The 17,462-nt window shown below is 70.7% G+C and carries 18 protein-coding genes; 9 read left to right on the top strand and 9 right to left on the bottom strand.

Annotated features, from left to right (window positions below; translation table 11 throughout):
* Positions 1-33 precede the first annotated feature (33 nt).
* Both ACIQOE_RS02280 and glnA read right to left on the bottom strand, forming a co-directional pair.
* Positions 34-834, bottom strand: a complete 801-nt coding sequence (locus ACIQOE_RS02280) for a hypothetical protein (RefSeq protein WP_401409060.1) — start codon at positions 832-834, stop codon at positions 34-36.
* A 214-nt stretch (positions 835-1,048) separates the two neighbouring features.
* Positions 1,049-2,458 (bottom strand): type I glutamate--ammonia ligase, encoded by a 1,410-nt coding sequence (glnA, locus tag ACIQOE_RS02275; RefSeq protein ID WP_351325359.1) that lies wholly within the window; start codon positions 2,456-2,458, stop codon positions 1,049-1,051.
* A 208-nt stretch (positions 2,459-2,666) separates the two neighbouring features.
* Here glnA and ACIQOE_RS02270 point away from each other — a divergent pair, with 208 nt between their 5' ends.
* Positions 2,667-3,134 (top strand): RDD family protein, encoded by a 468-nt coding sequence (locus ACIQOE_RS02270; RefSeq protein ID WP_351325357.1) that lies wholly within the window; start codon positions 2,667-2,669, stop codon positions 3,132-3,134.
* A gap of 26 nt (positions 3,135-3,160) precedes the next feature.
* Here ACIQOE_RS02270 and ACIQOE_RS02265 read toward each other — a convergent pair whose 3' ends face one another.
* Complete coding sequence (locus tag ACIQOE_RS02265; protein WP_401410076.1) at positions 3,161-4,810, bottom strand: FAD-dependent oxidoreductase; 1,650 nt, start codon at positions 4,808-4,810, stop codon at positions 3,161-3,163.
* A gap of 213 nt (positions 4,811-5,023) precedes the next feature.
* Here ACIQOE_RS02265 and ACIQOE_RS02260 point away from each other — a divergent pair, with 213 nt between their 5' ends.
* Genes ACIQOE_RS02260 through ACIQOE_RS02230 form a run of 7 tightly spaced genes read left to right on the top strand, consistent with a single transcriptional unit; the run spans position 5,024 to position 10,172 of the window.
* The gene (locus ACIQOE_RS02260) at positions 5,024-6,085 is read left to right on the top strand and encodes a SchA/CurD-like domain-containing protein (protein WP_351325355.1); all 1,062 of its coding nucleotides are present in this window, start codon (positions 5,024-5,026) and stop codon (positions 6,083-6,085) included.
* A 40-nt stretch (positions 6,086-6,125) separates the two neighbouring features.
* On the top strand, positions 6,126-6,542 hold the full coding sequence (locus ACIQOE_RS02255; protein ID WP_351325353.1) for a cupin domain-containing protein: 417 nt from the start codon (positions 6,126-6,128) through the stop codon (positions 6,540-6,542).
* Entirely contained in the window at positions 6,539-7,807 is a 1,269-nt protein-coding gene (locus ACIQOE_RS02250; protein WP_351325351.1) for a beta-ketoacyl-[acyl-carrier-protein] synthase family protein, read from the top strand. The genes ACIQOE_RS02255 and ACIQOE_RS02250 overlap by 4 nt, the downstream gene beginning before the upstream one ends.
* Entirely contained in the window at positions 7,804-9,048 is a 1,245-nt protein-coding gene (locus ACIQOE_RS02245) for a ketosynthase chain-length factor (protein WP_351325349.1), read from the top strand. The genes ACIQOE_RS02250 and ACIQOE_RS02245 overlap by 4 nt, the downstream gene beginning before the upstream one ends.
* A gap of 45 nt (positions 9,049-9,093) precedes the next feature.
* The gene (locus ACIQOE_RS02240; protein ID WP_351325347.1) at positions 9,094-9,345 is read left to right on the top strand and encodes an acyl carrier protein; all 252 of its coding nucleotides are present in this window, start codon (positions 9,094-9,096) and stop codon (positions 9,343-9,345) included.
* Between the two features lies 1 nt (position 9,346).
* A complete protein-coding gene (locus ACIQOE_RS02235; protein WP_351325345.1) occupies positions 9,347-9,826 on the top strand; it encodes an SRPBCC family protein in 480 nt (159 codons plus the stop codon).
* Between the two features lie 13 nt (positions 9,827-9,839).
* Complete coding sequence (locus ACIQOE_RS02230) at positions 9,840-10,172, top strand: TcmI family type II polyketide cyclase (protein ID WP_351325343.1); 333 nt, start codon at positions 9,840-9,842, stop codon at positions 10,170-10,172.
* Positions 10,173-10,250: 78 nt separating this feature from the next.
* On the opposite strand, the gene ACIQOE_RS02225 is transcribed toward ACIQOE_RS02230, so the two are convergent.
* The 6 genes from ACIQOE_RS02225 to lipB all read right to left on the bottom strand — a co-directional run bounded on the left by ACIQOE_RS02225 (position 10,251) and on the right by lipB (position 15,682).
* Positions 10,251-11,246, bottom strand: a complete 996-nt coding sequence (locus tag ACIQOE_RS02225; protein WP_401410074.1) for a methyltransferase — start codon at positions 11,244-11,246, stop codon at positions 10,251-10,253.
* 109 nt (positions 11,247-11,355) lie between these two features.
* On the bottom strand, positions 11,356-12,441 hold the full coding sequence (locus ACIQOE_RS02220) for a NosD domain-containing protein (protein WP_362169685.1): 1,086 nt from the start codon (positions 12,439-12,441) through the stop codon (positions 11,356-11,358).
* Positions 12,442-12,586: 145 nt separating this feature from the next.
* Positions 12,587-13,288: a DUF4191 domain-containing protein gene (locus ACIQOE_RS02215; protein WP_351325338.1), complete on the bottom strand. Its 702-nt coding sequence runs from the start codon at positions 13,286-13,288 to the stop codon at positions 12,587-12,589.
* Positions 13,289-13,357: 69 nt separating this feature from the next.
* Positions 13,358-13,555: a hypothetical protein gene (locus ACIQOE_RS02210; protein WP_351325337.1), complete on the bottom strand. Its 198-nt coding sequence runs from the start codon at positions 13,553-13,555 to the stop codon at positions 13,358-13,360.
* A 214-nt stretch (positions 13,556-13,769) separates the two neighbouring features.
* On the bottom strand, positions 13,770-14,759 hold the full coding sequence (gene lipA / locus ACIQOE_RS02205) for a lipoyl synthase (RefSeq protein ID WP_365555155.1): 990 nt from the start codon (positions 14,757-14,759) through the stop codon (positions 13,770-13,772).
* 125 nt (positions 14,760-14,884) lie between these two features.
* Positions 14,885-15,682 carry a lipoyl(octanoyl) transferase LipB gene (lipB, locus tag ACIQOE_RS02200; RefSeq protein ID WP_351325334.1) on the bottom strand — a complete coding sequence of 266 codons (798 nt, stop codon included), beginning with the start codon at positions 15,680-15,682 and terminating at the stop codon, positions 14,885-14,887.
* Between the two features lie 247 nt (positions 15,683-15,929).
* Here lipB and ACIQOE_RS02195 point away from each other — a divergent pair, with 247 nt between their 5' ends.
* Positions 15,930-17,396 carry a regulator gene (locus ACIQOE_RS02195; RefSeq protein WP_363013882.1) on the top strand — a complete coding sequence of 489 codons (1,467 nt, stop codon included), beginning with the start codon at positions 15,930-15,932 and terminating at the stop codon, positions 17,394-17,396.
* Positions 17,397-17,462 lie beyond the last annotated feature (66 nt).

Raw genomic sequence — 17,462 nt, 5'->3', positions numbered from 1 at the left:
TTCTGTCCGGCGGAATCAAGGACCCGAGCCTCGTCAGCAATGGCACAGCAGTCGAACGATGATGCAGTCCTCACGGAGCCCATCGAGGTAGGCAGTGGTTTGTCGGGCGTAAGCGGCCGAGGGCTCCTCACCGGGCAGGACGTTCGTGAACGGTCCTGGCCGGTCTTCCTCGATCCACTGCCCGTCCAGGGTGAGCAGGGCGGTAGTGGCAAGGGCCCACGACGCCGCCCTCTCCAAGTCCGGTTGGATGTCCCGGGTGAAGTGGGAGATCGGGTCACTTTCAGGCCCCAATACCCACAGGCCCAGGTTCGGATAGCGCTCCCAGGCAGAACGGTGGTTCAACGCACGTACCAATGGCTGGGCATGGTGGTCTGCGACTGCCTGCTCGCGGGGATAGCTTTCCGAATTCGCACGGTGCCGTTCCAGGAACGTGCTCAGCGGCTCGGCCGAAGGATGGTCAGCGACGAGACGTGCGAAGTCCTGCTGCTCGGCCTGCCACCGGGCTCGGGCCTCGTCGACGGCTCTGGCCTTGGTGGCTTCGAAGTCAAGCAGGCCCCGCGGTCCGCCGTCGCAGCGCAGTGGCCGGCGCGCACGCGGTTGGCCGGCCGGATAGGTCGGCTCGTGGATCAGCCGCGGATCGCCATCGAACTCCGGCCTGACGGCGAAACCGTCCTCGTCATCGGCATCGATGTGCCACCAGTCCCATTCACCGTTCGGGTTCCACTCGCCATCAGGGAGGTTGATGTTGAACGGCGCCATCCCGGCGTCCAGCGCCGCGCGCAAGTCCCCGAGGGCGGTCGGGGGCAGGCACACGTTCAGGTAGAACTTGCTCACGACCACCCCTGTGCTCACTGATCAGTAGGCGGTGATCTTAAGGGTGCGGTTCGCCGCTGTCCTGTGGTTTGCTCCGCCGCCGGTCGAACAGGGGCGGCAAGCGGCGGCAGCCCCGAAACAGGCCGTCGGCCGTGCCCTTCCGGAGAGGAAGAGCACGGCCGACGGCCCACACACGGCCCAGGGGAGCGGATACTCGCTCTGACCTGGGGCGATATCACACGTCGAAGTACAGCTCGAACTCGTGCGGGTGCGGGCGCAGCTGCAGCGGGGCGATCTCGTTGGTGCGCTTGAAGTCGATCCACGTCTCGATCAGGTCGGGCGTGAAGACGTCACCGGCGAGCAGGAACTCGTGGTCGCGCTCCAGGGAGTCCAGGACGGCCGGGAGGGAGGTCGGGACCTGGGCGACGTTCGCGTGCTCCTCGGGAGCCAGCTCGTAGAGGTCCTTGTCGATCGGCTCGGCCGGCTCGATCTTGTTCTTGATGCCGTCCAGGCCCGCGAGGAGCAGCGCCGAGAAGGCGAGGTACGGGTTGCCGGAGGAGTCGGGCGCGCGGAACTCGACGCGCTTGGCCTTCGGGTTGGAGCCCGTGATCGGGATACGCATCGCGGCCGAGCGGTTGCGCTGCGAGTACACCAGGTTGATCGGCGCCTCGAAGCCCGGGACCAGACGGTGGTACGAGTTCACCGTCGGGTTGGTGAAGGCCAGCAGCGACGGGGCGTGGCGCAGGATGCCGCCGATGTAGTAGCGGGCGGTGTCCGACAGGCCCGCGTAGCCGGCCTCGTCGTAGAACAGCGGGTCGCCGCCCGCCCACAGCGACTGGTGCACGTGCATGCCCGAGCCGTTGTCGCCGAAGATCGGCTTCGGCATGAAGGTCGCGGTCTTGCCGTTGCGCCAGGCCACGTTCTTCACGATGTACTTGAAGAGCTGCAGGTCGTCGGCGGCGGCGAGCAGCGTGTTGAACTTGTAGTTGATCTCCGCCTGGCCGGCGGTGCCCACCTCGTGGTGCTGGCGCTCGACCTTCAGGCCCTGCTTGTCCAGCTCCAGGGAGATCTCGGCGCGCAGGTCGGCGAAGTGGTCGACCGGCGGGACCGGGAAGTAGCCGCCCTTGTAGCGGACCTTGTACCCGCGGTTGTCCTCCAGGGCGCCGGTGTTCCAGGCACCCGCCTCGGAGTCGATGTGGTAGAAGGACTCGTTCGCGGTGGTCGCGAAGCGCACGGAGTCGAAGACGTAGAACTCCGCCTCGGGACCGAAGTACGCGGTGTCGGCGATACCGGTGGACGCCAGGTACGCCTCCGCCTTCTTCGCCACGTTGCGCGGGTCACGGGAGTACTGCTCGCCCGTGATCGGGTCGTGGATGAAGAAGTTGATGTTGAGGGTCTTGTCGCGGCGGAAGGGGTCCACCCGAGCCGTCGACAGGTCGGCGCGCAGCGCCATGTCGGACTCGTGGATCGCCTGGAAACCGCGGATCGAGGATCCGTCGAAGGCGAGCTCGTCGTCCGGGTCGAACGCCTCGACGGGCACCGTGAAGTGCTGCATGACGCCCGGCAGGTCGCAGAACCGGACGTCGACGAACTTGACGTCCTCGTCCGCGATGAACTTCTTGGCCTCGTCGGCGTTCTGGAACATCCACTCCTCCTACTCCCAGCCGTTCCCGTGCCGGGGGGTAGCTCGTTCGTGCGGCCAGTGCGGTGGCACACGCTGTCCCCGACCCTAGGGACGGGTGATTTCTCGGGCGTGACCCGATTGTTTCGCTGAAGTTAACCGGCCTCGTTCCACCGTAGCCCCGTGTACCCCGCCGGGCCCCGGCCGACCGTCCGGGCAGTACCGTGTCCGGGTGGACAACAGGCAAGCAATGGGATCGTGGCTCTCCGGGCCCCGCGCGGCCATGGAAGAGGCCGGGGCGGAGTTCGGGTACCGGGGCGAGCAGCTGGGTCTGCCGGAGGACGGGCCGGGTTCGATCGCCCGTCCCGGACGGCGGCTCGGCGCGCTGGCCGTGGACTGGGGCCTGTGCGTCCTGATCGCATACGGCCTGATCACCGACGGCTACAGCCCGGCCACCGGCAACTGGGCGCTGCTCGTCTTCCTCGTCCTCGGCGTGCTGACCGTCGGTACGCTCGGCTTCACGCCGGGTAAGCGGCTGTTCGGGCTGCGGGTGGTCGGCGTCGGCACGGGCCGGGTGCAGCCGCTGCGCGCGCTGGCCCGCACGGTGCTGCTGTGCCTCGCGATCCCGGCGCTGGTCTGGGACCGGGACGGCAGGGGACTGCACGACCGGCTGGCGAGGACCGTCGAGGTCCGGATGTAGGTGCGGGCCGGCAGGCGGGGTCCGGCTCACCTCGTCCGCAGCAGCCGGGACAGCACGTCCCGCAGCTCTCCCTCCGGATCCGGCACGGCGCCGTCCGCGCGCCAGGCCACGAATCCGTCCGGCCGCACCAGGACCGCGCCGTCCGCCGTCGTCCCGTAGGCCGTCGCCCAGTCGGCGTCCGCCGCGACCGGCACGAGATCGGCCCCGGTCCCCGCCGCCCCGATCCGGTACGTGTCCAGCCGGAGCCGCTCCGTGTCCGCGATCCGGCGGGCGGCCGCGTGCCAGGCGGCGCCCGCCGCGGAACCCGCGTCGCTGAGCAGCACCATCGACCGCTCGTACAGGTCGAGCGTGGAGATCCGCCCGTCCGCCCGGCGCAGCCACAGATGCGGCGACCGGCTGCCCGGCTGCCCGGTCAGGTTCATCCCATCGGGTACGACCGGCTGGCCGGGTTCGGCGCCGGTGACCGCGCCCTTCGGGTAGCGGTAGCCGAGGACGATGTTGAGGATCCCGCCGCGGCTGCCGGCCCCGATGCCGGGTGCGGGCGCGAACCCGGGGTGGCTGTGCTCCACCGAGCGGGCCGAGGCGCGGGCGCTGGTGGCGATGGCGACCGGGCGGCGCTCGGCGTCGTAGGACTCCAGCAGCCCGGGTCCGGCCCAGCCGTCCAGGACGGCCGCCAGCTTCCACGCCAGGTTGTGCGCGTCCTGGATGCCGGTGTTGGAGCCGAACGCGCCGGTCGGGGACATCTCGTGCGCGGAGTCGCCGGCCAGGAAGACCCGCCGGTCGGCATACCGTTCGGCGACCCGTTCGGCGGCCCGCCAGGAGGCGCGGCCGGTGACCTCGACGTCCAGGTCGGGGACGCCGACCGCGCGGCGGATGTGCCGGGTGAGCCGCTCCTCGGTGAACTCGTCGAGGGTTTCCCCGCGTTCGGGGTGCCAGGGGGCGTGGAAGACCCAGCGCTCCTTGTTGTCGACGGGCAGCAGCGCGCCGTCCGCGTCCGGGTCGGTGAGGTAGCAGCAGATGAACCGGCGGTCCCCGACGGTCCGGGCGAGCAGCTTGGAGCGGAAGGTGATGCTCACGTTGGCGAACAGGTCGCCGGGACCCGTCTGGCCGATGCCGAGCCGGCCCCGCACCGGGCTGCGCGGTCCGTCGGCGGCGACCAGGTACTGCGCGCGGACGGTGTACATCCGGTCGGAGTCACGGTCGCGGACGTACGCCGTCACTCCTTCGGGGTCCTGCTCGAAGGACTCCAGCTCGTGGAAGTAACGCAGGTCGCCGGTGAGGGACTCGGCCGACCGGCGCAGTACCGGCTCCAGGTCGTTCTGGCTGCACAGGCACCAGCCCGTGGGGCTGAACCGGGCCAGTCCGCCGCCCGGGTCGATCTCCCGGAACAGCCAGTCGCCGGCGTCGCCGGCCAGCGTCGGGGCCTGCAGGATCCCGTGGTTGTCGGCGAGCAGGGAGGCGGCGGCCTTGATGCCGGGCTCGATGCCGGCCTTCCGGAACAGCTCCATCGTCCGCACGTTGTTGCCCCGGCCGCGCGGATGGACCGAGGTCCCGGAGTGCCGTTCGACCAGCATGTGCCGCACGCCTAGACGGCCCAGGAACAGGGACATGGACAGGCCCACGAGGGAGCCGCCCACGACGAGGACGGGGACCTGGTGATCGGTTCTGTGCTGCATCGCGGACTCCAGGAGCGGGTGGCGGCGCGTCAGGTGCGTTGCAACCTCCATGCCCCTTCCGCGCCCCTTTCGGAGGGGTTCGGCGCGCTCAATCACCCACCTGGTTCACGCGAGTCGCGCGCTTCGGAGGACCGGCACAGGATCAAGAAGCGCTGACGCCGCGTCATCGGCGAAGGCGTAGGCCGCTGCCCCCGTGAAGGAGATGTGCGAAGCATGACGACGATCTCGGAAAAGGTTTCGGAAAAGACGACCCGCCCGGTGTCGAAACGGGTCTCCCAGACCGTCTTCGACGGCTCCCGCCTCCGGGTCGTCCTGCTCGTGGACGTCTTCGACGGCGCGCAGCAGCAGTTCCTGGAGGCGTACGAGCAGCTGTGCAGCCAGGTCGCCAAGGTGCCCGGTCACGTCAGCGACCAGCTCTGCCAGTCGATCGAGAACCCCTCCCAGTGGCTGATCACCAGCGAGTGGGAGAGCGCCCCGCCGTTCCTCGCCTGGGTGAACAGCGAGGAGCACGTGGACATGGTCAGGCCGCTGCACAGCTGCGTGCGTGACACCCGTTCGCTCCGCTTCCATGTGGTCCGCGAGACCGGCGGCCCGTCGGCGGAGGCCGAGCGGATCCTGCAGGACGGCCCCCGGGTGGGCGACGGCGTGATCCGCCACGCGCTCACCTTCACGGTCCGGCCGGGCAGCGAGGAGAAGGTCGCCGCGCTGCTGTCGGACTACGCCTCGCCGGAGCCGAAGGTCGACGACTCCACCCGCCTGTGCCGCACCTCGCTGTTCATGCACGGCAACCGGGTGGTCCGCGCCATCGAGGTGCGCGGCGACCTGATGGCCGCCCTGCGCTACGTCGCGCAGCAGCCCGAGGTGCGGGCCGTCGAGGAGGCCATCAACCCCTACCTGGAGCAGGACCGTGACCTGAACGACCAGGAGTCCGCACGGATCTTCTTCACCCGGGCGGCGCTGCCGGCCGTGCACCACGTCGTCGCCGAGGAACTGGTCGACGGCGACCGCCACGCGCTGTACTACCCGGCCCGTCCGGGCTGCGGGATGCGGCTCGCCGAGCTGCTGGCCCAGCACGACGAGGCCGCGGCCGAGGACTCCGCGAGCCCGGTGCTGCACAGCACGGTCTTCCAGCGCGACGACGTCGTCGTACGGCTGGTCGAGCAGCGGGCCGGCACCCCCGTGGACGCCGACCCGGCCCACGCGCTGACCGCCCTGCTGGACGGCGACGTGGTGCGGATGCACCTCCTCACCGACCGCCGTTCGCCCGACGCCTGACCCCACCACCGCAGGATCACCCTCACGGAGGAACGTAGAGATGAAGCCCATTCCCAAGGTCGTGGACCTCAGCGAGATCGAGCCCAACACGCGGCGCGGCGGTGACCTGCGCGCCATGCTCACCCCGGCCACGGTCGGTTCCACCAGCGGTTTCATGGGTGTGGCCATCGTGCAGCCGGGCGACCGCATCGCCGAGCACTACCACCCGTACTCCGAGGAGTTCGTGTACGTGGTCTGCGGCGAGATGGAGGTCGACCTGGACGGCGAACCGCACCCGCTGCGGCCCGAGCAGGGACTGATGATCCCCATGAACATGCGCCACCGCTTCCGCAACGTGGGCAGCGCCGAGGCCCGGATGGTCTTCCACCTCGGCCCGCTGGCGCCGCGCCCGAGCCTGGGCCACGTCGACACGGAGGAGACGGAAGCCGCCGTCACCGTGGGGCAGGTCCGGTCGTGACCCGGCGCGTGGCGGTTACGGGCATAGGCATCGTGGCTCCGGGGGGTGTGGGCGTACCGGCGTTCTGGGACTTGCTCGCCTCCGGCCGGACCGCGACGCGCGGCATCACCTTCTTCGACCCCTCCGGCCTCAGGTCGCGGATCGCCGCCGAGTGCGACTTCGACCCGGTGGCGCACGGCCTGAACGCCGGAGAGATCGAGCGGGCGGACCGTTACATACAGTTCGCCCTGGTCGCCGGTGACGAGGCGGTCCGGGACTCCGGTCTCGACCTGGGCCGGGAGAACCCCTGGCGGGTCGGGGTGTCCCTGGGCACCGCCGTGGGCGGCACCACCCGCCTGGAGCACGACTACGTCCTGGTCAGCGCCGGCGGCCAGAACTGGGACGTGGACCACCGGCAGGCCCAGCCCCAGCTGCACCGGGCGTTCTCGCCGAGCACGCTCGCCTCCGCGGTGGCGGAACGTTTCGGCGCGCAGGGTCCGGTACAGACCGTCTCCACCGGCTGCACCTCAGGCCTGGACGCCGTCGGCTACGCCTTCCACACCGTGCAGGAGGGCCGCGCGGACATCTGCATCGCGGGTGCCTCGGACTCCCCGATCTCCCCGATCACCATGGCCTGCTTCGACGCGATCAAGGCCACCTCCCCGAACAACGACGATCCCGAGCACGCCTCGCGGCCGTTCGACAACCGCCGGGACGGGTTCGTCATGGGCGAGGGCGGCGCGGTGCTCGTCCTGGAGGAGCTGGAGCACGCCAAGGCCCGTGGCGCGCACATCTACTGCCAGCTCGACGGCTACGCCACCTTCGGCAACGCCTACCACATGACCGGTCTCACCAGTGAAGGCCTGGAGATGGCCCGTGCCATCGAGACCGCTCTGGACCACGCCCGCCTCGACCCCACCGCCATCGACTACGTCAACGCGCACGGCTCCGGTACCCGGCAGAACGACCGCCACGAGACCGCTGCCGTCAAGAAGGCGCTCGGGCACCACGCGTACAGCACGCCCATGAGCTCCATCAAGTCCATGGTCGGCCACTCGCTCGGCGCCATCGGTGCGATCGAGATCGTCGCCTGCGTGCTGGCCCTGGCCAACCAGGTCGTCCCGCCCACCGCCAACTACGAGACCCCCGACCCCGAATGCGACCTCGACTACGTGCCACGGGTCGCCCGTGAACGGTCCCTCGGCGGTGTCCTGTCCGTGGGCAGCGGGTTCGGCGGCTTCCAGTCCGCGGTGATCCTGACCCGGCAGAGAGGACGGACACGATGAGCGAACCGCGTTCTCGGCGGGCCGCCGTCACCGGCATCGGTGTCGTCGCGCCCAACGGAACCAGCACCGAGACCTTCTGGAAATCCGTCCAGGAGGGACGCAACGTCCTCGGCACGGTGACCCGCGACGGCTGCGACCACCTGCCCATGAAGGTGGCCGGCGAAGTCCGCGACTTCGATCCGGAGGCCGCCGTCGAGGAACGCCTCATCGTCCAGACCGACCGCTTCACGCACTTCGCGATGGCCGCGGCCGACCTGGCCCTGGAGGACGCCCGGCTCGGCCGCGGCGACACCGACGGCTCGCCGTTCGACGTCGGCGTGGTCACCGCGGCCGGCTCCGGCGGCGGCGAGTTCGGCCAGCGCGAGCTCCAGCGACTGTGGGGCAAGGGCAGCCGGTTCGTCGGCCCCTACCAGTCCATCGCCTGGTTCTACGCGGCCAGCACCGGCCAGATCTCCATCCGGCGCGGCTTCAAGGGACCCTGCTCGGTGGTCGCCGCCGACGAGGCCGGCGGCCTGGACGCCCTGGCGCACGCCGCCCGCGCGGTGCGACGCGGCACCGACGTCATCGTGGCCGGCTCCACCGAGGCGCCCATAGCTCCGTACTCGATGGTCTGCCAGCTCGGCTACGAGGAACTCAGCCGGGAGACCGACCCGTCCCGCGCCTACCGCCCGTTCACCGAACAGGCCTGCGGGTTCGTGCCGGCCGAGGGCGGCGCCATGCTCGTCGTGGAGGACACCGGGTCGGCCCGCAGACGCGGGCTGCCGGTCCGGGCCACCCTCGACGGACACGCCTCGACCTTCACCGGGGCCTCGCGCTGGGCCGAGTCGAGGGACGGGCTCGCCCAGGCGATCCGCGGCGCCCTCGCCGAGGCCGGGTGCGCTCCCGAGGAGGTCGACGTGGTCTTCGCCGACGCCCTCGGCGTGCCGGAGGCCGACCGGGCGGAGGCGCTGGCCATCACCGACGCGCTCGGCGCGCACGGCAGGCGGGTGCCCGTCACCGCGCCCAAGACCGGGATCGGCCGGGGGTACTGCGCGGCCCCCGTCCTGGACACCGCCGCGGCGGTGCTCGCCATGGAACACGGCTTGATCCCGCCGACTCCGGGTGTCCACGACATCTGCCACGACCTCGATCTCGTGACCGGCAGCGCCCGCGCCGCCGCACCGCGCACGGCGCTGGTCCTCAGCCGGGGCCTCATGGGGTCGAACTCGGCACTCGTGCTGCGTCACGGCGCGGCCGGGTGAGCCGGAGAAGAAACAGCTGCCCAGCAGCGAAGAAGGAGGAGTCCCATGTCCATCACCGTGGACGAACTGTCCGAACTCATGAAGAAGGCCGCCGGAGTCACCGTCGCCCCGGCCGACCTCCAGGACCGGGCCGACAGCGGCTTCGACGTCCTCGGCGTCGACTCGCTCGGCCTGCTCGGCATCGTCGGCGAGCTGGAGAACCGGCACGGCGTGCCCATGCCGGTGGACGCCGAGCGGTGCAAGACCCCCCGCCAGTTCCTCGACCTCGTCAACAGCGCCATGCCCGCGGGAGCCTGACATGACCGGACACACCCAGAACGAGATCACCATCGCCGCGCCCGTCGACCTGGTCTGGGACATGACCAACGACGTGGCCAACTGGCCCCAGCTGTTCAGCGAGTACGCCGCCGCCGACATCCTCGAGCAGGAGGGGAACAAGGTCACCTTCCGGCTGACCATGCACCCCGACGAGAACGGCAAGGTGTGGAGCTGGGTCTCCGAGCGCGAGACCGACCGCCGCGCCCTGCGGGTCAAGGCCCGCCGGGTCGAGACCGGCCCGTTCGCGCACATGGACATCGTCTGGCAGTACGAGGAGGTCCCCGCCGGAACCCGGATGGTCTGGACCCAGGACTTCGCGATGAAGCCGGACGCCCCGGTCGACGACGACTGGATGACCGACAACATCAACCGGAACTCCAAGGTCCAGATGGCCCTGATCCGGGACAGGATCGAGAAGGCGGCCACCGGCCGTCGCCCCGACCCGGCCCTGGCCGACTGAACGGAGGGACACCGTGCACCAGGCCCTGATCGTCGCCCGTATGGCACCGGGCTCCGCGCCCGACATCGCGAAGGTCTTCGCGGAGTCCGACCGGGGAGAGCTGCCGCACCTCGTCGGGGTCACCCGGCGCAGCCTCTTCCAGTTCGGCGATGTGTACATGCACCTCGTCGAGTCCGAGCGCGAGCCGGGACCGGCCATCGCCAAGGTCACCTCGCACCCTGAGTTCAGGGACATCAGCGACCGTCTCACGGCGTACGTCAGCGCGTACGACCCGGAGACCTGGCGGTCCCCGAAGGACGCCATGGCACAGCGCTTCTACCTCTGGGAGCGCGACGGCGGGGCGTGAACCGCTCACCGCCGCAAGCCAACGGTGCCGGACCCGCGCAGAACGCGGGCCCGGCACCGGCGTGTTCCGGGGCCTGCCTCAGGCGGGCACCGTGCAGTCGAAGGCGTGCAGGTACGGGTTGACCGGACGGATGTCGTTGACGCTCAGACCCGCTTCGGTCAGCCGGCGCACCATGCTGTCGGTGGTGTGCTTGGCCCCGCCGACGTTCAGGAGCAGCAGCAGGTCCATCGCGGTGCTGAACCGCATCGACGGGGTGTCGTCGACCAGGTTCTCGATCACCACGATCCGCGCCCCCGGGCCGCCCGCCGCGACCACGTTGGCCAGCAGCTGCGCGGTGGACTCGTCGTCCCACTCCAGGATGTTCTTGATGATGTAGACGTCCGCGTCGACCGGCACGGCCTCCCGGATGTCGCCCGGCACGATCCGCGCCCGGTCCTCCAGGTCGCCGCCCGCGCGCAGCCGCGGCAGGGCCTTCTCCACCACCTTCGGCAGATCCAGCAGGTAGCCCTTCATCGCCGGGTACTTGTCCAGCAGGCAGGCCACCACGTGCCCCTGGCCGCCGCCCAGGTCCGCGACCGACCGGCTGTGGGACAGGTCGAGCAGGGCCGCGACCTCACGGGCCGACTGCTCGCTGGAGGTGGTCATCGCCCGGTTGAAGACGTCCGCCGACTCCGGGGCGTCCTCGTTCAGGTAGACGAAGAACTCCTTGCCGTAGAGGTCCTCGATGACGTTGCGGCCGCTGCGCACGGCCTCGTCGAGCTTCGGCCAGGCGTCCCAGGTCCACGGCTCGGTGCACCACAGGGCGATGTACCGCAGGCTGTGCGGGTCGTCCTCGCACAGCAGCCGGGAGGTCTCGGTGTGCGCGAACGTGCCGTCCGGGCGCTCGGCGAAGACGCCGTAGCAGGACAGCGCGCGCAGCAGCCGGCGCAGCGGCTTCGGGTCGGTCTTCACCGTGGACGCGAGGGTCTCCACGGTCATCGGGGCGTCCCCGAGCGCGTCGGCGACGCGCAGCCGGGCTGCCGCGCGGACGGCGGCGGCACAGGCCGCCCCGAACACGAGCTCGCGCAGCCGCATCGAGGGCGGCGGTGCGTCGTCCCGCGCCGGGTCCTTCGGTGCCGGGAGATCGCGTGCTGGTGCGGTCATGTGCCGCTTCCTTCCGTCTGGGGTGGGTACGGCCGTCAGGTCAGCACAGACCGGCGGGCTTGGACTTCTTGCAGGTGTTGGTGGTGAAGGTGTTGCCGTGCTTGGCCGCTTCCTGGTTGACCAGGTCGGCGGGGGAGTTGTCCGAGAGCTTGTTGCGAGTGATCTGGTTCTTCTCGCTGGTGGCGCCCACGAAGCTCTTGACGATCACGACACCGCCGGACATCGGGGACTTGCCCGAGTTGCCGGTGACCGTGTTGCCGGTGACGAGCGTGTCCTCGGTGCCGGTCAGGACGATGCCGGAGCCCTGCAGGAAGGAGAGCCGAGCGGTCTTCTTGCAGTACTTGTTGTTCTTCACGAACTGGTTGTCGGCGATCACGATGCGACCGGCCTTCGGCTTGTTCTCGTCGCCGACGACGAACAGGCCGGCGCAGTTGCCGGTGACCGAGTTGTCGGAGACGGTGAGGTTGCGCAGCCGCCGCACGGTGACGCCGATCCGGTTCTTCTCCAGCAGGTTGTGCTCGACCACCGTGCCGTCGGTGTCGGGGGAGCCCTGCTCCGCGGTGACCGTGTTGGCCAGGAAGAGGCCCGCGTCGCCGTTGTCCCGGGCCACGTTGTTGCGGTAGACGCTGTGCACGGCGCGCTCTTCGGCGATGCCCCACTGGCCGTTCTTGACGGCGGCCACGGAGTGCACGTTCAGGTTGGCGGTGCCGACCGCCATGAGGCCGTTGCGGGCGAACCCGGTCACGGTCAGGTGGGCGACGGTGACGTTCTCGACGGGCCCGTTCTTGGCGCCGACCACGCAGATGCCGTCGCCCCGCTGGGCGCAGGACTGCTCGGCGGCCTTGCCCGGCATCGCCTTCCCGGCCTTCTTGGCCGGCTGGAGCACGGTCTGCGGACCCATGCCGCGCAGGGTCAGGTCGGGCGTGCTCACCCGGACGCTCTCGTGGTAGGTGCCGGCCAGCACCAGGACCGTGTCGCCGGGCTGGGCGGCGTCGACCGCCTTCTGGATGGACTCGCCCGGGTGCACCTGGAGCACGCGATGCGTGGCGGTCGCCGGGGCGGCGCCGAGGAGGGAGCCGCACAGGGCGGCGCTGCACGCGAGGTATGTGATATGGCGTTTTGTCACATGAGGAAGGTTAGGAGTAGATCACCCGATAAAAGGCTGGATGCTCCGTTCGGCGGCGTGTCCCGCGGGGCGGCCGTGCGGGGGAACGACGAAGGCGCGGTGGTCGCCTGTGCGACCACCGCGCCCCGGGTTCGTGCGCGCGTGCCTACCGCCCGCGCTGACCGCCCTTGGGCATCCGCATGCCCTTCGGCATCGGACCCTTCGGCAGCGGCATGTTGCTCATCAGGTCACCCATCGCCCGCAGCCGGTCGTTGGTGACCGTGACCTGCGGGCCGGTCAGCACGCGCGGGAACTTGAGCATCGTGGTGCGCAGCTTCTTCAGCTCGACCTGGCCCTCGCCCGTGCCCACGATCACGTCGTGCACCGGGACGTCGGCCACGATCCGGGCCATCTTCTTCTTCTCGGCGGCCAGCAGGGTCTTCACCCGGTTCGGGTTGCCCTCGGCCACCAGGACGATGCCGGCCTTGCCGACGGCCCGGTGGACCACGTCCTGGCTGCGGTTCATCGCCACCGCCGGTGTCGTCGTCCAGCCCCGCCCGATGTTGTCCAGGACGGCCGCCGCGGCGCCGGGCTGGCCCTCCATCTGACCGAAGGCCGCCCGCTCGGCCCGGCGGCCGAAGACGATGGCCGTCGCGAGGAAGGCGAGCAGCAGGCCCAGGATGCCCAGATAGACCGGATGGCCGATCAGGAATCCGATCACGAGGAAGACGGCAAGGGTGCCGAGACCGACACCCGCGAGTACAAGACCGATCACCTTGTCGGCCTTGCGGGTCATCTTGTACGTCAGGACGATCTGCTTCAGCCGTCCCGCATTCGCAGCGTCCGCTGCGGGTTCCTTCCTCGCCATGCCCCGAAGTCTACGTGGCCCCGGGAGTGCCTTCGACGGCAGTGCCCGCACAAGGGCCGGAACGGGCGCTCAGGGGCGCCCGGCGACCTGCTCCAGGAAGAGCTGCGCCTCGACCCGGTCCTTGGCGCGACGGCGGTCCTCCAGCACGGAGGTCCAGGCGTTCTGACGGGCGGTGCGCTGGCCGCCGCTCATCAGGAGGGACTCGACGGCGCGCAGCGCGTCGGTGAAGGACGGGATGGCGGTGGCGCGGACGGGCGCGGCCTGCATGGTGAAGGTCCCCCCTCGGAGTGGGTGTACGTGCTGTGATTCCAGGGTCACTGTTCGGTGTTACCAGGGCGTGACCGACCGGTCAAACACCAATGAAACCTTGATACGCGGGCCCCGCACGCCGACGCGGTCCTGACGGGCGTCCTCATCAGCGAGGACGGTCAGGACCGCGGTCATTCGGTCATTACTGGCCGGTAGTAACTTGTGCGTGAGTTCACACGGCCTGGGCGGCCACGACGGAGCCGCCCTGGTGCGGGGCGCCCGTCTCGCGCAGGTCCATCGCCATCCGGTAGAGCCGGCCGGCCCGGTAGGAGGAGCGGACCAGCGGCCCGGACATCACCCCGGAGAAGCCGATCTGCTCGGCCTCCTCCTTCAGCTCCACGAACTCCTGCGGCTTGACCCAGCGCTCCACGGGGTGGTGCCGCACGCTCGGGCGCAGGTACTGCGTGATGGTGATCAGCTCGCAGCCGGCCTCGTGCAGCTGGCGCAGCGCCTCGGAGACCTCCTCGCGGGTCTCGCCCATGCCGAGGATCAGGTTGGACTTGGTGACCAGGCCGAAGTCGCGGGCCTCGGTGATGACCTTCAGCGAACGCTCGTAGCGGAAGCCGGGACGGATCCGCTTGAAGATCCGCGGCACCGTCTCGACGTTGTGCGCGAACACCTCGGGACGGGACTCGAAGACCTCGCGCAGCAGCTCCGGGACGGCGTTGAAGTCCGGGGCGAGCAGCTCGACCTTGGTGCGGCCGGCCTCGCGTCCCGCCGTCTGCGCGTGGATCTGGCGCACGGTCTCGGCGTACAGCCAGGCGCCGCCGTCCTCCAGGTCGTCGCGGGCGACGCCGGTGATGGTGGCGTAGTTCAGGTCCATGGTGACCACGGACTCGCCCACGCGGCGCGGCTCGTCACGGTCCAGGGCCTCGGGCTTGCCGGTGTCGATCTGGCAGAAGTCGCACCGCCGGGTGCACTGGTCGCCGCCGATGAGGAAGGTCGCCTCGCGGTCCTCCCAGCACTCGTAGATGTTCGGGCAGCCGGCTTCCTGGCAGACCGTGTGCAGGCCCTCGCTCTTCACGAGGTTCTGCATCTTCGTGTACTCGGGACCCATTTTCGCCCGGGTCTTGATCCACTCGGGCTTGCGCTCGATGGGGGTCTGGGCGTTCCTGACCTCCAGGCGCAGCATCTTGCGTCCGTCGGGTGAGACTGCGGACACGTCGGCTCCCTGTAACTTCGATTCCTCGGCGTACACCAGGGTACGCCCGTGATTGCTGGGCCCTTCCGTGAAGGCCAACCCCTCGGCCGCAGGGCGCATTCCCCCCGCGGCCGACGGCCTCCCGGTCAGGCCGAGGTCTTCTCGATCTCGCGCGGCTTGAGGTCCGCGTGCTCCAGGACGTCCTTCAGGTGGCGCTCCACCACCGGCAGCACCTCCTCGATCGTCACGTCCCGGCCCAGCTCGGCGGCGAGGGACGCGACCCCGGCGTCCCGGATGCCGCACGGGATGATCCGGTCGAACCACTTGTTGTCCGGATTCACGTTCAGCGCGAAGCCGTGCATCGTGACGCCCTTGGCCACCCGGATGCCGATGGCGGCGATCTTGCGGTCCTCACGGCGCTGTCCGGCGTTGGAGGGCGCGTACTCCGGGCCGTCGAGGCGGGGGTCGAACTCCTCGTCGTGCAGCCGCGGGTCGAAGTCCAGGGACAGCCCGCCGAGCGCCGGCCGCTGCTCGACCGGATCGCCGAGCACCCACACCCCGCTGCGTCCCTCGACCCGGCTGGTCTCCAGGCCGAACTCGGCGCACACCCGGATCAGCGCCTCCTCCAGGCGCCGCACGTGCGCGACCACGTCCACCGGGCGCGGGAGCTTCTGGATCGGGTAGCCCACCAGCTGGCCGGGGCCGTGCCAGGTGATCTTGCCGCCGCGGTCCACGTCGATGACCGGAGTGCCGTCCAGCGGCCGTTCGTCGTCCGCGGTGCGGCGGCCCGCCGTGTAGACCGGGGGGTGTTCGAGCAGCAGGACCGTGTCGGGCGTCTCGTCGGCGAACCGCGCGGCGTGCACCCGGCGCTGCTCGTCCCAGGCCTCCTGGTACTCGACGGCGTCCGCGCCGAACCCCATGCGGACGAACCGCAACTCACTCACGGCAAGCGCCTCCCTCGGGCGATGGGCTGTCAGGCACATAACGCGCCCAAGCCACTGTACGTCCGCCCGTCACGCGTCAGCCCTGGGGTCAATCCTCACACGATCGGATGAATGAAGGTCGAAAGGTGCGATCGGCTGCTCACTCTCCGCTACATTCGCGCCGTCCATGAGCACCAAAAGGGCTGCTCACCGGCAATCCGGGCACAAGCCACCGAGCTGAGCCAGAAGGCAGGAGACCGCACTCCAGATGACCGACCGACCCGCGCAGCGCACTCCCAACCGCCAGCTCGCCGCGCTCATCGCAGAAGCAGGATTCTCCAACGCGGGTCTGGCCCGTCGGGTCGACCAGCTCGGTCTCGAACACGGGCTGGACCTCAGATACGACAAGACGTCGGTCACCCGGTGGCTGCGCGGCCAGCAGCCCCGGGGCACCACACCCGCCCTCATCGCCGAGGTCTTCACCCGGCGCCTCGGCCGCCGGCTCACCGCCCAGGACCTGGGCCTGGACGCCTGCGCCCCGGTCTACGCCGGGCTGGAGTTCGCCGCCACCCCCGAGGAGGCCGTCGACATCGTCAGCGGGCTGTGGCGCAAGGACTCCGGCAGCCAGGCCGAACTCCGCAAGATCGCGTTCACCCCGGCCGGGCTCGTGGTGCCCAGCCGGGACTGGCTGATCGGCCGCGCCGACGACCGGGTGGCCCGCGGCGAACCGGCGGCGCTGCCGCGGGTCCCGGCGCAGGCCAGGCCCACCGTCGTGCCCAAGCAGGCGGCCGCGGCCGGACGCCCGCGCGGCCAGGCCGAGCGCGGCCCAGGCCAGCGGGTCACCGGCGGGGACATCGCCGCCCTGCGCTCGGTCGGCGAACTCTTCCGCACCCTCGACGACGCCTACGGCGGCGGGCACGCCCGGCAGGCCCTGGTGCGCTACCTGGAGCACGAGTGCGAGCCGCTGCTGCGCGGCACGTACGGCGAGCAGACCGGCCGCAAGCTGTTCGCCGCCGCCGCCGACCTGACCCGGCTCGCGGGCTGGACGTCGTACGACATCGCCGCGCACGGGCTCGCCCAGCGCTACTTCGTCCAGTCCCTGCGCCTGGCCCAGGCGGCCGGGGACCGCTCCTACGGCTCCTACGTCCTGGTCACCATGAGCCGCCAGGCCGTCTACCTCGGCCACGGCCGGGAGGCGGTGCAGCTGGCGCGGGTGGCCCAGCAGGGCGTGGGCACCAGCGCCCCGCCGGTCGTGCAGGCGCTCCTGCACGCGGCCGAGGCGCGGGCGCACGGGGTCCTCGGCGAGGTGCGGGCGTGCACCGGCGCACTGGTCCGGGCCGAGCGCGCCCTGGAGGTGGCCCGCCCCGGCGACGACGTCCCGCCGTGGGCCCGCTTCTTCGACGAGGCGCAGCTCGCCGACGAACTCGGCCACTGCCACCGGGACCTCCAGCAGTTCCGGGCGGCCGCGCAGCACGCCGAGCGCTCGCTGCAACTGCGTGCGCCCTCCTTCGCGCGCAGCCGCCTGTTCTGCCGTGTCGTCCTCGCCACGGCCCGCCTCGGCCTCGGCGAACTCGACCAGGCGTGCGCGCTCGGTGCGGAGGCGGCCTCCGCCGCGGCGGAGATGCGGTCGGTCCGTGCGATCGAGTACGTCAGGGACTTCGAGCGGCGGCTGGAGCCGTACAAGGACGCGGCACCGGTGAAGGGGTACCGGGAGAAGGTCGCCGCACTGGCCTGACGGGCCGCTGCGGGGTGCCGCGGCCCGCCGAGGCGGTGATCGGTCACGCCGGTTCCGGTCCGTTGC

Origin of the sequence: Streptomyces sp. NPDC091282, assembly GCF_044757385.1 — a bacterium.
Classification (GTDB): domain Bacteria; phylum Actinomycetota; class Actinomycetes; order Streptomycetales; family Streptomycetaceae; genus Streptomyces; species Streptomyces gramineus.
This window is presented reverse-complemented; position numbering and strand designations above follow the sequence as displayed.